We start from the raw sequence: 15,068 nt of genomic DNA, 5'->3' as shown, positions 1-15,068 counted from the left end.
TCTTTTCGCTCTACAATTTTCATCAAAAAACCTCAACCAAACCTTATTGAGTCTGGAAAAACAACCCGCAAAATTACGATTGGATGCGTTCAAACCAATCTTTAACATGAGAATATGACAAAATCCGCTCCTTAAGCGGACTAGTGCGAAGTATCTCATCTATTTGGGCAGCGACAGCTAAATCCGCTATGCTCTGATGGCTTCCCACTAACCAATCTTGCTGACTGAGGATAGTATCAAGGTTGCCGAGATGGTTGAAAAACTTTTTTTCAACGCGGTTCTTGTCGATGCGACCAATTCCTTGAGCATTCAATTGCTTTTCATAGGTGTAGCGAGCCAGAGGAGCAAAAATTACTTGCTCAAACTTTGATCGTCCTTTACATAATAAGCTAGTCGCTAGCTGGAGAGCATCTGGATAGCGGAAGCGAAAATATACTTCAAACCAGTACAACGATTCATCTGCCCAGTCTTCCCACAAATAGGCTTGTGCTAAATCTTTACTATCTGCGGGGTAAAGTGGATGTTCTGGATGTTGGGCTTCTAAAAATTCTGCAATTTCCGAGCTGTCTTGAATCTTCTCACCATCGTATTCAATCACGGGAAGCTTGCCCACAGATGACAATCGGGAAGCTCCCACAGCCAGCAGACCGTTATAGTTGACAACAGAATAGGCGAGATGCTTGTGCTTAAGAATCTTACGAACCTTGTTACAAAAGGGAGAAACTTCCCATTGATGTAGGATGATTTTTGGCATCGCGCTCACCGATATTTTTGAATGTCGATAGATTGAGGATTGGGAACTGGGATTGGGAAGTCTTAAAAAAATTAAGGCGATCGCTGTTTGATGTTAATACTGAGGGTTAGAGGAAAGATTGTCTAGAGTTATCTACAAATTTTTATATTAGCAGTAGCGATCGCTTTTACTCTGGATTAACTGCTGGTATTGACCCATTCAGTCCCGAATCCACATCCTCAAGTTGCTAATTTGGCATGAATGGGGGGAGAATCTATCAGTCAAGTCAAATTAATTTTCCAAAACGTAATAGTGGATGTTACAGAATTAGTCAAAGTTTCAATTATTCTCTTACTTGTTGCTACAGGTGTCGCTCTGCTGTCTCGACGGCTGGGAATCCCTTATGTTACGGGTTTAGTATTAGCCGGTTTGCCAATTACTGAGCTATTATCTCGTCGAGTTGGTTTAAGTCCAACCCTTGTTTTGGATCTTTTCCTGCCAATTCTCATCTTTGAAGCTGGTATTAATACAGATGTCAGCCGCCTACGCAGTACCTTTAAACCAATTGCCCTACTAGCTGGGCCTGGGGCTGTGCTTTCCAGTGGTATTATTGCCGCCCTGTTAAAATTTGGGCTGGGGCTGGATTGGATACCTGCGTTATTTGTCGGAGTAATTCTGGCAAACACTGATACAGTTTCCATGATTGCTGTCTTTAAGGATATACCAGTACCATCCCGCCTTTCTACCATCGTTGAAGGAGAAACTTTATTTAACGATGCCGCTGCCCTAGTTTCCTTCAACCTGATTGTGCAAGTATATTCAACAGGCTCGCTCACATTTCTAGAGGGAATCCAACAACTGCTATTTATCTCTCTAGGAGGCTGTGTTGTTGGGTTAGTTTTAGGCTACTTGAGTATACCTGTATTCGCTCGTTTAGATGATGCTCTTAGTAGTCTTTTACTAACAGTTGCAGTTGCATTAGGGACTTTTCAGGCTGGGCAATTTCTTGGTGTATCAGGCCCCGTGGCTGTAGTTGTCGCTGGATTAATTTTCGGGAATTTAGGACTTTCTCGCAATACTTCTGCTTCTAGTCGCATTACCTTGTTGAGTTTCTGGGAATATGCCAGTTTTACTGTCAACACCTTTATTTTTCTGTTGATTGGTGTAGAAATAAACTTGGTAACGCTCTGGAGAACTTTACCTGCAATTCTACTTGCAGTTTTGGCTTATCAAGTCGGGCGAGTTCTTACAGTCTATCCGTTGCTAGCAGGGATTCGTTGGATTGACCGCCCAATTCCGCTACGCTGGCAACATTTACTATTTTTAGGCAACATTAAAGGTTCGCTCTCAATGGCTCTGGCGTTGAGCTTACCTGCCACATTGCCAGGACGAGAAGTTTTAATAGCTATAGTCTTCGGCTGTGTGCTGGTGTCCTTAGTGGGACAGGGTTTAAGTTTACCTTGGGTGGTAAAACGCTTAAAATTATCTAAATTTTCCGAAGTTCAACAGCAAGTTGAAGAATTACAAGCCCAGTTGATGACGGGTAAGGCAGCACAAGATGAATTAGATAGTCTGTTGAAATCAGGAGTGTTACCAAAAGCCGTTTATGAGGAGATGCGTTCAGCTTATCAGGTGCGAATTGCCGGTGCAGAAAAGACACTGCGGGAACTATATAATCGTCGTCCTGATGAGGTGGAAGGTAGAAGTGGCAAGAGCAGTAAACTTGAAGCGATTCGCCGACGTTTACTGTTGGCAGAAAAAGGAGCGCTCAATGAGGCAATGCGGAAGCGAATTCTCTCGGAAGAAATTGTGCGTGGACGGATACAAGCTCTTGATGAACAATTGTTGAAATTAGAAGACGATTAGGGATTGGGCATGGTTTGAGCTTTGTGAGGTTGACAAGAGACGCGATGAATCGCCGTCTCTACAATAATTAGTGTTTCGTGGAGACTAGGAATGAGGAAACTTAATTACGAATTATTTTAAAGGCGATCGCTGGTCGTTCTTTTGGCTTTTAATTACCCTACCAGGACTGATAAAAGAAATCCCTTGTTGAAAGTCAGTACCAATCATGACTGCCTCTACTATGGGTTCGGATATTTCTGTTTGGGCTACCCATTCGACAATAAAGTTTGCGCCTAAACCTCCACTGGTATCATTTCTATTGATAAAAAAATCTGTAGAAGCCAGGGCATCAAGTTGAATGGGGCGCTCTAAATACTGCTTCACTAATTTCCCTTCTGAGTTGTAGTAGCGCACAGAAGTAATAATAATTGGATTGGTCAAATCTGTATTCCGAATACTGAGCGTAACAGCTAACTCAAAAATCTCCTGGCGATTGTGATGATAGATATGAGAATAAACCGGGACGTAAAGAGTTTGACCGCTAGCTATCTTAAAATTCTTATCCAGCGTCACTGCTTTTTGTACCGGGGTTGCTTGAATAGCACTAGGTTGTGACTTGGGTGGAATATTTGTGGATTCACAAGATGCGAGAATAATAGCGATCGCTAAATAAATATATCGATACGGCTTCATCAAAACTCACCAATTTTTTTATATGTGTAGCTAACCCTACCTAATAAACAGGAGTCAGAATTCAGAATACAGAATTCAGAATACAGAATACTCTACCCATAAAGAGATAAAGTTTTAAGGTGAGAATATTTTAATTTTGTTCGCCCACCATTCCAATCGCTTTTAACCAATATTCAGACGCGACTCAAAAATACTCGCTTGCCGCCGGCGCTATCACCCACTCGTACAGAATTCATACTGAATTCTGACTCCTGAGTTCTGAATTCTTCTTATAAACAGTTTAGGTAGGAACTACGCTCAACATCTTTGTTCAATAAAATCAATAACTTGATGTAAACATTTTGGTTTAGTCACAATCAGCACAGTTGAATGAGGTTCCAGTATTGTACTACCGTTAGGAATTATCAAGTCTTCGTGGGGATGGGATTGATAGCCTATAATTAACGAACCACTAGGAAATTGTGAATCCTGAGCAATTTCTGCAACGCTACGGCCAGCAACATAGCAATTGTTGGGGATGGAAAGCTTCAGAACCTCAATCTGTCCCTGCTCAAAATGCATCATTGATTCCACTTGCGGATACTCAATGGCATTCACCATTGTTGAGACTGATAGTTCAACAGTACTGATAACGTGGTTAGCTCCAGCTATCCGCAACGGTTCGGCAAAATCGGGGTGGCGCATCCGGCTTAAAATATGGGTTACACCGTAGTGTTTAGCAAGAGTTACCATTGCCAAGTTTAAGGCATCACTTCTCAGAACCGCCGCCAAGGAACCAGCTTTGCGAATCCCAGCTTCTAACAATACTTCTGTACTCACAGCACTGCCTTCAAAAGCCATTGCTCCCACTTGTTCACGGGCGTAACGGCAAGCGATAGGATCAATATCAATTACAGCAACAGTATGTCCTAGTTCTACCAGCTTTTGCGCCAAACTTAAGCCCACTAAGCCTGCTCCACCAATTAATACGTACATGAATATTTTTAATACTCCTTCACTTCACTCTCTAGGCTAACAAGGAATGAAGCCATAGCTTGTGAGAAAGGAATTAGTAAAACTGTGTTGTCTGTGAAGTTGGCACAACAGATATACCAAGCGTATTTGATTTATGAGCATTGAAAGCCACAGTTCCCCGACTTCTTTGATGAGTTGGGAATTTTGTTTCTCACAAATAATTTAACGTTCTTATCCAACGTGAATTTTTGTTAATCTATATTTTTAATTATGTGAACTTATAACCTTAAAGAAATAAAATTTATTCTATTATCAGGAGGGTAAAAATTTATCATGCATCAATATTACATCAGTTTTATATCGACTAGTTTACTAACAACGAATCTCGTGTTTTCTCAGATGGTATTAGCAGAGATGAAACCTCAAATACTACCTTTGGCTCAGGTGACAACCCAAACGGCATCAATCTCTCCCAAAGCAGCTTTAGAAAGATTATTTACTAGCAAAGAAATACAGAGTGAATGGTTTGCGTCGGAATTTTTAGCTCAATTTCCCATAGTACAGTCGCGGCAAATTATTGACGAGTTAAAAAAGAAACTGGGAACCTATCAAGGTGTGCAAAATAATGCACAAGATTATTTAGTTGTTTTTAGTCAAGCTTCAGTACCAACTAAAATAGTTCTAAATAACAAAGGACAAATTTCAGGATTGCTGTTTGAATCACCGCAAGCCCAATTTGGGAGTTTAGAAGAAGTAATTACTAAATTTCAAGCATTACCTGGTAAAGTCAGTTTTCTAGTTCAAGAAGACAAAACAATAAAAGCTGCATTAAATACCAAAACACCTCTGGCAGTTGGTTCAGCCTTTAAACTATCAGTACTCAAGGCACTAAAATCAGAAATTGCCTCTGGTAAGCGAACCTGGAAAGATGTAGTAAAACTGCAATCTAGTTGGAAAAGTTTACCATCTGGAATTTTACAAACATGGCCAGATGAGACATCTCTGACAATCCAAACTCTTGCAGCTTTAATGATTTCTTTGAGTGACAATACGGCAACAGATATATTAATTAATCTGCTAGGACGACAATCTATTGAGTTAGTGTCACCCCGTAATCGTCCTTTCTTAACTACCCGTGAATTGTTTACTTTGAAAAGTTCTCGAAATGAAAACTTTCTCAAGCGTTATCGCACAAGCAACGAAGCCCAACGTCGTATAATCCTGAAAGAACTCTCTCAAAAGCCGCTTCCTGATGTAAATGAATTTGGCAGAGCTAATCCAGTTGCTCTTGATGTCGAATGGTTTTTTACCGCTGAGGAACTTTGTGGATTAATGGAACAGGTTGCTGATTTACCTCTCATGACCATTAATCCTGGTATAGCCAATTCTAAAAATTGGCAAAGAGTAGCATTTAAAGGTGGCTCTGAGCCTGGTGTTCTTAATATGACAACTTGGTTGCAAGGGAAGAATGGCAAAAATTACTGTGTGGTTGCTACTTGGAATAACAGCGATTCCTCTCTAGAAGAATCAAAATTTATAGCATTGTACAGTGGGGTACTTGCTAAACTTGCAACTAATAAATGAATGAGTCATTTGTCATTGGTCATTATACATCTCCGAAAAAGAATGTAGAGACGTAGCAGTGCTACGTCTCTACAAGGTTTCTGGGTAACGCCTATTTAATTTCTGGAGATGTCTATTGGTCATTGATCATTTATTATTTGTTTAGACTTACCAATGCTCTATGCTCAATGACTGTTATCCTGATTCTTTAACTATTCTGAATTCTGAATTCTGAATTCTAAATTCTTAGTTTCTCTGATTGTCCAGTCCTTTAAAATTGTAATTTTTGAATTGGTATTTTTCGAGCAACTCTTTAACTTGAGTGGCTACCAAAGGATGTGTATCTTTCTGTAACTGGGGGAGGATTTGCAAGAGAACGCGATGTGAAACCATATTTAAGTATGCGATCGCAGCTTCTCTAACAAAGCCGGTTGGATGACGTAAACTGACTAAAATCTCAGAACTGGTCAATCGGATGCGGGTAACTTGAGCATAATGAAAACAGCAAGCTAGACACCAGTCAGACAGGAAATTACCCAACATCAGCAATCTGTGGAGGCGATCGCTAACTACCATATTCTCATATTCGACAACCTTGGCTTCGATCAGATGTTGCAATTTTTCTGACTGGGGTCGGTTATCTAAAATATTCAGCAATAAAGACTTTGAAGACAAAGTTACCGTATGCTCTAAGATTTCTAAGCCCCGCGCTAAGTTTACCACTGAGGGCGATCGCAGATTGAAGGATGCTGCCTGCATCTTTTCTGGCGAGTAAAGCAGTCTCAATAACAGTAGCACCCGCTCTTTAACATCCAATTCCAATTCTAAAAGGGCGCGTTGCAGTAACTCAGAGACAATCACAATCCTCTCACCAGATTGATAATTTTCTTTTTGGTCTACTGCTTGGAAGTCAATGTATGCGGCGTAAATTTCACCTAAAAATTTTAATTCCTGCTTAATTAAATTCTCTACCCGACTTTCATAAAATCGATCTACTAAACCTTTAATTCCTGGTTGTTTGTGTATTTTTAGTAAGCTGCGAAGAATATGATCCCTTGTAGTACCCCAGGATATCTCCAAGTTTTCCCATAAAGTATCCAAAGCTTCTTGAGTGCCGACTTGAGCAATGGTGCGCCAAGCATACATCCGCACTACTTCTGGTTTGTAAATATTCGTAGCTAACCGCAACAGCATTTCTAAAGCTTCATTTTCTAGTCGCGTTAAGGCTGACATTGCTGTACTGCGGGTTGATTTGTAATAAAGTGCTGCAATCAGTGCCGAATAGTACTCTTCTAAATGAGTTGCTGCAATCATTTCCAAAACGGCACAGCGCACTCGTAATGACTCATCTTGTAATAAATTCGGGATGTGAATCCGCAACGCCTGCAAATAAACTGCTTCTCTCAGCGCTCTAACTCCATTTATCCGTTCGCGTTCTTGCTTATGAGTCAGCATCCGGCGCATGGTTTGGGTAGCAACTACCTTTTGCATAGCCGTTCCCTGGCGTAAAACTAAAGCGGCGGCGGTAGCGCGGATGAGTGAGTTTTGCCGGGGGTTCAGGTATTCTTCTAGGAGGCCTAAATTGGGATTTGGTTCAGCCAGCCAAACGTAGCGTAGCGCTAAGGCAAAAACTTCGGGACTAGTTTCTTGGGTTTGTTCTAATAAAGGACGAATGTCGGCTAGATAAGCCGGATTTGCACCTCCCATCAGCATCACCTCCAAACTTTGGCGTTGCAAATCTGGGGTTAACTTGACTAATAAAGGTGCTAAAATTTCGGCAGATCCAAGGGAGTCCATTTGGGCTAAAAGTTCAATGCAAGAGCGTTTATCAGCCTCACTGCCTTTTTCTGCCAAAGCTTTGATTACTCCCTGCTTGAAGAATCGTAAGCCCATATTGGTGGCACTTAACTGACCCCGCGCCACACTCAAGACTAACAGTTCAACGTAGCGCGATCGCAATTCCCAAACTACTGTTAAACAAGTGCCCGCAATTAGCATTGTTTCTGCTACCAACACCCATTTTTGCAGTGATACGGGTACAAAGCGTCCACAAAATAATAGAGTTGCAAAAATTAGCGCACCTGTCAAACCTGTGGCGATCGCTTCGGCGGTTCCACCAGATAAAGTCTGCATCCGGCTGCGTATTCCCTCTGGAATCGGTTGGTACAGGATGGGACCACTACTCATCACAAAGGTGTAGCGCAGAAGTTCATCAAAGAATTTAACAATTACCAAACCCCAAAAAAAGCTTTGCGATTGGATAGCTGGAATTAAATGCAGCAATATCAGCACACCTGGTAGTGAAAAACCAACGGTAATTGGTAAAAGCGTAGCAGTGAAAAATACCCCCATTCGTTCGATGAGTCGGCTGGAAATAAACCATTGCAACAACAACTCACACAGTCCCAACATCCCACCAAACAGACCCAAAAAACTGGCGAGTTCTCGGTCGTCCAAATTGGATTGGAGTTCACGCAAATACTGAAAGTCTATTAACAATCCAATGACTTGCAACAGACCAACAAAGGCAAACAACTGCCAGACATACCGTTTCAGTGGACTTTTAATGAAACGCTGACGTGAAGCTTGTTCTTCAGGAATTAGTCTTTGTGGGGTTTCAGGAAAAGCTGCTCGATAGTGATGAGTTAAATAGAATAAAATCCCCGATCCGAATAAAATTACTACACAGGAGATGAGGACAATCCTATTTAGGGTAGTGTATTGTACTAGCCAAGGCAAACTAAAGCCACTAATTACATCTGCGACCAACAGACCACTACTCACCAATGGATAAGTGCGCTTAATCTCCCGAATGTTAAATAGTTGGTTGGCGACAATGGAGATGTTGAGGTCGTTAACTACATAAAGTGCATCTACCCACAGCCGCAGCAGAAATACAGAAATAACTGCCAGGTAGGAAAAATGAGACCCCCAACGTAATACAATTAATAAAACTAATGGCACTAACATACAGGGTGCGATCGCCACAATCACCCGACGTAAGGGAAACATCTTTTGCAGACAAGAGTATAAAAAAACCAGCCCAGCACTCATTGCGGCACTAGCAATATACATCCACGGCAGCAGATGAGTCCCATACTCATCCAAAAACAGCGCCACCGTACTGTCCTCTGCCCACCGCAGTCCTACACATACAGTTGTGTAAAAAAGAAACATTAGCTGAGTTCGTTCGCTCTCCTCTGGCCGGAGATTCACCCACTGTAGTAATCGTGTTAGAACACTTTTATTTGCAGCCAACCAGTAATTTTTCAGTTCCATGCAGTTTTAGTTTCTGGTAGTATCACCGTTTCAGGAGGCAGAATAGCTCAACCGTAAGGGGCAGGAGTCTTTGAATTTTGCTAGCGCAGCGTTAGCGAGTCCGCGAGCGTCATTTTGAATTGATTTCTACCCCCTCTCCTGGAAATAGCAAAAGTCCTGAGCGACTGAGTATTATGTTTCCCACTCAGCCTTCAGGACTATCGATTTGAGATAAATTTAAATTGTTTTAGCTCCCTTCATACTGCGTAGGTTTTTCCTAAAAAAGCACTCCTGGGTAGGTTAGGTTGAGGAACAAAACCCGATACGGTTCGGTTAAGGTTTTTTAATGAAAATTTTAAATCGCTAAAGACGCGATAAATCGCCGTCTCTACAATTAACTCGTTAACTCGTTCCCAGTCTCCGACTGGGAATGCTTGTCTTTGAGGCTCCGCCTCTCTTTACTGGCGGCAGAGCCGCTTTTGAGTTGCATTTCCAGCCGGAGGCTGGAAACGAGGTTTTAAAGGAGTTTCAGCTTAGGGAATTCCTCAATTAACTCTTGTGGGGTGGGCGACACAAGAGCCTTGTGGACTGGGCGCTCATGTTGCCCACCCCACAATATTGGATAATTTATTTCTTGGAGTTCCCCAAACAAAAAATGACAAAATCCCCTGGCTATACAGTCAGGGGATTTCCAAACTTGGTCTATTAAACAGTTAGAAAATTATTTTTTGGGCGAGATGAGCATCATCATGTTTCGCCCTTCTTTTTTTGGCGCTTGTTGAAGTTCACCAAAAGGCTCCAAATCAGTTGCCATTCGCTTGAGCAAATCTTCTGCTAGGTCGCTGTGTTGAATTTCTCGACCCCGGAACATCACAGTCGCTTTGACTTTATCGCCATCTTTCAAAAAGCGCTCTGCTTGTTTAACACGCACGTTGTAGTCGTGTTCTTCTATTTTGTAGCGCATCTTAACTTCTTTGACATCAGCGGTGTGTTGCTTTTTCCGGGCTTCCCGTGCCTTTTTCTCCTGCTCAAACTTGTATTTGCCATAGTCCATAATTCGACAAACCGGCGGGTCAGCTTTATCGCTGATTAGCACCAAATCTAGCTCTTTTTCTTCGGCTAGATGTATTGCTTCCTGTGGGGGCATAATTCCCAACTGGGCACCGTCAGTGTCAATGACCCGAATTTTTGGGAAGCGAATTCGTTCATTAATTTGGGGCAGATCGCGAGTTCTTTTCTTCTCAATCACAGACATTATGATTTGTAGGAGCTCTTAATGAAGGATTTAGTGTGGTCTAGATTCGTATGCCTCAGAGGCAAAATACAGAAGTAACTCAAGACTGAAAACGTAGTCTACAGTTCTAGGGTAACTAATCCGTAAAAGACTTGCCTCGTTGTATTTGTCATTCTACTCACTCTGAGATAATTTCTTTGCGATAGTTAATCTAAATTACACAACCTAGACTATGTTAAATATTATTACAATTATTTAGAAATATTTTTTGCGATGTCTACGACGGGCTACGCCTACGCAGTAACAATTAGCTGTGGGAGATTAACGTCTTTGTCGGGCAGTTTCAACTAATTGTGACATGGTGTAATTTTGTCAGGTGCGATCGCTTTATCCAATGCTTGGGTGATATGTGTCAAGTAGTGGGTACTGAGAAGAAATTTTTTTAAGATTTGGTTTGGATCTGAATCCCCAGTCCCCAATTCATTCATAATCGAGGTATTTTGTCAAGTAGCTAAACTCCTACTTCACTAGGCGACAGCCTGATGAACGGATCGGGTAAATTAAGATAAGTAAAGAAAACGCTTTGAACTAAATGGCAGCTCTAAGCTTACAAGAAATTTCTACTCAGTTAGAAAGTCCGAATTTACGCGATCGCATGGTAGCCCTTGCTAATCTGCGTAATGTTCCCCCTGAAGATGCAGTTCCTTTGATTAAAAAGGTACTCGATGACGAATCTTTGCAACTGCGATCGATGGCAATATTTGCCCTTGGAATCAAGCCGACACCAGAATGTTATTCAATTTTGGTAAAAATTCTCGAAAATGACCCAGATTATGGTATGCGTGCCGATGCTGCCGGTGCTTTAGGATATTTAGGTGATGCTAGAGCCTTTGAGGCGCTATCGCGGGCATTCTATGAAGATACTGATTGGCTAGTACGCTTCAGTGCGGCTGTTTCTCTAGGTAATATTAAAGACCCTCGTGCCCGTCAAATTCTTCTTCAGGCATTAGATAGTAAAGAAGTAGTGTTGCAGCAAGCTGCAATCTCTGCACTGGGAGAAATTAAAGACATCGAGTCTGTAGATAAGATCCTGCGTTTCGCCCAATCAGATGATTGGTTAGTCAGGCAGCGTTTGGCAGAAGCTTTGGGCAATCTTCCTACTTCCAAAAGTGTCTCAGCTTTAAAATACCTAGAAAAAGACAATCATTTCAACGTTGCTGAGGCAGCCAGAATTGGCCTCAAAAAGCTTGAGGAAATAGGCAATCAAGCTTAATATTAAAACCTCCTGCTACCTTTTAATAATAATTAAGTGGGAATTTTAGCATTTTGATGCAGGGTAATTTCATTCATGAATATTGAAGAGTTTTTTCAGTTAAGCGCTGGTAAATGGTTTTCTCATCGTACTAGTCAACATTTGGCTTTTAACCAATCGGAACATAGCAAGTCAGACATCATCATTGAGACGCTGGCATTAGATCATCCAGAAGCGATCAAACTGTGTCAAAAGTATAAAATTAATCCCAGTTCTGCTTCCTGTGCTACCAAAATTACCTGGAATGGCACAACGGAAAAGGATCAAGTAAAACATAGTGGTTCAACTGTGTTAGTTTCCGTACCTGATGCGGATAATCCCACCCAAGGTAAGTTACTGCGAGAAATAGTTGATGCCAATAAAACTCCAGTTGCCGGACGTTATAAAATTGACAGCGACGGTGCTTTGATTCTAAGTACAGAAGATGAAAATATATCGTCAGAGGAACGCTTGTGGTTTGCTAGCCCTAATTTACGAATGCGGGTAAATGTCCTCAAGAGTTTTGGTGGATTTAGTATCACTTCTTTCACTTCTGAAATTCGTATGGGTGGCTTTCCACCAGCCGAGAAGGCTTCGGAAACGGCTAATTCAGTATCTAGTTAGTTTGATGACAACATATTCCCTCCAGAAATGGGGGGAATTTACTAGAGATCGATCAGTATTCGGGAATTATGAATTACGAATTTAAACCAGCTTGAAAAATCTAGTTTGGGGTGAGATTCAATTCGGGGAAAGTTTGAGAAACAATGCTATCGCTTTCTCGAAATTTACTGATCTGATATTCCCCATCAACTAAATTACAGACAGAGATTGTCGGTTGTTTGGGATTACCGATAAAATTACGCCCACCCAAGGCTGCATAATCCACAATCCAATATTCTAGAATACCCATCTCTTCATAATCAGCATATTTTAAATAGTAATCGTCTCGCCAGTTAGTTGATACAACCTCAATTGCCAAAGGTATGGATGCACCCAAGCTAACGGTAGATTGTTTTTTCCATAATTTTTCGTTTTCTAGATTTGCACGGTTTAGCACCAACACATCTGGAAAGTAACCAGAATCTTTTTCAGGAGGTCTAACAATAGCTTGGTTGGGGATAACGTAAGGGAGGTTTAATCGGTCAATTGAAGCACTAAGTTTCATTGTCAAAAATCCTTTAACTTCCTCGTGTTCACCTACTGGTTGCGCCATCTCAACAATTTCTCCCTTATGTAGTTCGTAGCGTATTCGTCGATTTTCGGGTAGCCAATCGACAAATTCCTCAAAGGTTACTAGCTTGGGTATGGCTTGAGTCATAGATGATAGAGAATTAGTGATGATAGAAACATTATCTCTAATCTAGGAGACTGCGGACAGCTTTTCCACCACGGTTAACAGCCAGTTATTTTTAAACCACTTTTATGCCTGCTTGCTGTTGCAACCTTAAGTGAAAAGGGCACTCTATGTAAAGATAAGCAACGTTGATATCAAGCAGCCACTAAACAGATGATTCAACAAAAATCCTCTATATTCCCTTATCGGCTATGGCAAATTGGAGGCAGCGTTGTTTTGGCGATCGCCTACTATGGAATGGCTGAAATTTCGCGGCATGTTGCCTCTACACCTCAGAATGTGACTCCAGTTTGGCCGCCGGATGGAATTGCTGCCGGGGCTGTTCTGTTGTTTGGTAGCTGGATCGGGTACGGTGTTTTGCTTGGTTCATTTCTCGCCAACTTCTGGGCATTCCGAGATCCTACAAGTTTCTTATCTTTGGTGATTTCTACGCTGCCAGTTTTGGGAATTGCGATCGGCACAACTCTAGGGACTCTCTTGGGTAGTTTCCTGCTGCGGAAAACTACCAACCTTCACCATCCCTTAGAACGTGTTCCCGACGTATTCAAATTTTTGATCTTAACCGGTATGGTGGGGCCGACGATCAATGCAACTGTAGGAGTGGCTTGCTTGGCGTTAAGTAGTAAAGTTCCTTGGCCAGCTTATGGGACAGTCTGGTTAACCTGGTGGATTTCTAATGTTTCGGGAATTTTTATCGTCACCCCAATTTTGCTTAGTTGGGGGCAATTCATTCAAAAAAATCGATATCCAATCTGGCAATGGTTATCCTCAGAGGATTCTGAAAATCTCCCTCATCTTCAACAATCCCCAGCAAAATCAAGCCATTTAAGATTCTGGTTAATTGTAGAGTCACTTATCCTGATGGGGTTGGTCATTCTCATCACCAAAGTTGCTTTTGGTAAAGGATATCACCTGGAATATATGTTGATTCCGACGTTGATCTGGTCTGCCTTTCGACTGGGACAACCAGGGGCAACGCTGTTAACTTTTATTGTGGCAGCGATCGCAATCATCGCAACCGTCAATGGCAAAGGTGGTTTTGTAAGTGAGGATCTCAACCAATCTTTGATGCAGCTGCAATCGTTTATTGGCGTGATTACACTCACCATTCTCGTGCTGACAGCAACGATCGCAGAACGAACACAAGCAGAAACCAAGCTGCGTTTAGCTTTTGCCGAATTAGCTAGAACTAATGAAACTCTGGAAGTTCGAGTCCAGGAAAGAACTGAAGAATTGAATGAAAAAAATACGACTCTAAAGCAAGCCTTACAAACACTCAAACGGACTCAATTGCAGATGATTCAGAGTGAAAAAATGTCTGCATTGGGACAGATGGTGGCAGGAGTTGCCCATGAAATCAATAACCCGGTTAATTTCATTTATGGCAACTTGGCTCATCTTTCTGAGTATATTCAAGACTTATTTAGAGCATTACAACTTTACCAACAGCACTATCCCAATCTACCTCAAGTCCTGCACACAGAATTAGATCAACTCGAACTGGACTTTTTGCAAGAAGACCTGACCAACATTCTTGATTCTATGAAAATTGGTACTGAGCGGATCAGTACTATTGTGTTATCGCTGCGGAACTTCTCGCGCTTGGATGAAGCAGAAGTGAAAGCGGTAGATATTCATGAAGGGATTGATAGTACCTTGGTGATTTTGCAACATCGATTGCAAGAGACTAGCGATCGTCCGCAGATCCAGCTAATTAAAGAATATGGTCAGTTACCACTGATTGAATGTAATGCTAGCTCCCTTAATCAAGTGTTTATGAATCTTTTGAATAATGCTGTTGATGGATTAGAAGAATCTAATCAAGGGCGTTCGTTCCCAGATATTTTAGCCAACCCAAATACCATCTGGATTCAGACTCGTCAAATCGATACTAACCAAGTGAAGATTATAATTTCTGATAACGGCATAGGCATTCCTAAAGAGATTCGCTCTAAATTATTTGATCCTTTCTTCACCACTAAGCCCGTTGGTAAAGGTACTGGCTTGGGTTTGTTTATGAGCTATCAAATTGTTACCCAGAAGCATAGTGGTAATCTTTGGTGTGAATCCACAGTGGGGAAAGGTACAAAATTTGTGATTGAGATTCCGATAAAAGCTCAGAGGATTGCATAAAGGCATG

General features: G+C 41.6%; 12 protein-coding genes. 5 read left to right on the top strand and 7 right to left on the bottom strand.

From position 1 onward, the window contains the following. Positions 1-73: 73 nt before the first annotated feature. Entirely contained in the window at positions 74-754 is a 681-nt protein-coding gene (locus FD723_RS25980) for a glutathione S-transferase family protein (RefSeq protein WP_179067944.1), read from the bottom strand. 291 nt (positions 755-1,045) lie between these two features. Between FD723_RS25980 and FD723_RS25975 the strand changes: the two genes are divergently transcribed. Next, positions 1,046-2,599, top strand: a complete 1,554-nt coding sequence (locus FD723_RS25975) for a sodium:proton antiporter (protein WP_179067943.1) — start codon at positions 1,046-1,048, stop codon at positions 2,597-2,599. 111 nt (positions 2,600-2,710) lie between these two features. On the opposite strand, the gene FD723_RS25970 is transcribed toward FD723_RS25975, so the two are convergent. Next, positions 2,711-3,271, bottom strand: coding sequence for a DUF3124 domain-containing protein (locus FD723_RS25970; RefSeq protein ID WP_179067942.1), 561 nt, complete (start codon positions 3,269-3,271; stop codon positions 2,711-2,713). 297 nt (positions 3,272-3,568) lie between these two features. Next, complete coding sequence (locus FD723_RS25965) at positions 3,569-4,246, bottom strand: TrkA family potassium uptake protein (RefSeq protein WP_179067941.1); 678 nt, start codon at positions 4,244-4,246, stop codon at positions 3,569-3,571. Positions 4,247-4,639: 393 nt separating this feature from the next. On the opposite strand from FD723_RS25965, the gene FD723_RS25960 reads away from it, so the two are divergent. Further along, positions 4,640-5,809, top strand: a complete 1,170-nt coding sequence (locus FD723_RS25960) for a class A beta-lactamase-related serine hydrolase (RefSeq protein ID WP_256874927.1) — start codon at positions 4,640-4,642, stop codon at positions 5,807-5,809. Positions 5,810-6,034: 225 nt separating this feature from the next. On the opposite strand, the gene FD723_RS25955 is transcribed toward FD723_RS25960, so the two are convergent. The 3 genes from FD723_RS25955 to FD723_RS25945 form a co-directional block, all read right to left on the bottom strand. Further along, positions 6,035-9,067 carry an MFS transporter gene (locus FD723_RS25955; RefSeq protein ID WP_179067939.1) on the bottom strand — a complete coding sequence of 1,011 codons (3,033 nt, stop codon included), beginning with the start codon at positions 9,065-9,067 and terminating at the stop codon, positions 6,035-6,037. A 700-nt stretch (positions 9,068-9,767) separates the two neighbouring features. Next, on the bottom strand, positions 9,768-10,301 hold the full coding sequence (infC, locus tag FD723_RS25950) for a translation initiation factor IF-3 (protein WP_179067938.1): 534 nt from the start codon (positions 10,299-10,301) through the stop codon (positions 9,768-9,770). Between the two features lie 326 nt (positions 10,302-10,627). Then, complete coding sequence (locus tag FD723_RS25945; protein ID WP_179067937.1) at positions 10,628-10,768, bottom strand: hypothetical protein; 141 nt, start codon at positions 10,766-10,768, stop codon at positions 10,628-10,630. Positions 10,769-10,872: 104 nt separating this feature from the next. Here FD723_RS25945 and FD723_RS25940 point away from each other — a divergent pair, with 104 nt between their 5' ends. Further along, positions 10,873-11,553, top strand: a complete 681-nt coding sequence (locus FD723_RS25940) for a HEAT repeat domain-containing protein (protein WP_179067936.1) — start codon at positions 10,873-10,875, stop codon at positions 11,551-11,553. A gap of 75 nt (positions 11,554-11,628) precedes the next feature. Then, positions 11,629-12,195, top strand: a complete 567-nt coding sequence (locus tag FD723_RS25935; protein ID WP_179067935.1) for a phycobiliprotein lyase — start codon at positions 11,629-11,631, stop codon at positions 12,193-12,195. 100 nt (positions 12,196-12,295) lie between these two features. On the opposite strand, the gene FD723_RS25930 is transcribed toward FD723_RS25935, so the two are convergent. Further along, complete coding sequence (locus FD723_RS25930) at positions 12,296-12,892, bottom strand: Uma2 family endonuclease (RefSeq protein WP_179067934.1); 597 nt, start codon at positions 12,890-12,892, stop codon at positions 12,296-12,298. A 189-nt stretch (positions 12,893-13,081) separates the two neighbouring features. Between FD723_RS25930 and FD723_RS43055 the strand changes: the two genes are divergently transcribed. Beyond that, complete coding sequence (locus tag FD723_RS43055) at positions 13,082-15,061, top strand: MASE1 domain-containing protein (RefSeq protein WP_179067933.1); 1,980 nt, start codon at positions 13,082-13,084, stop codon at positions 15,059-15,061. The last annotated feature ends 7 nt before the right edge of the window (positions 15,062-15,068 follow it).

It is taken from the genome of Nostoc sp. C052 (assembly GCF_013393905.1).
Lineage (GTDB): Bacteria > Cyanobacteriota > Cyanobacteriia > Cyanobacteriales > Nostocaceae > Nostoc.
Note: the sequence above shows the minus strand (reverse complement) of the source record. Positions and strands in the feature narration are given on the sequence as shown.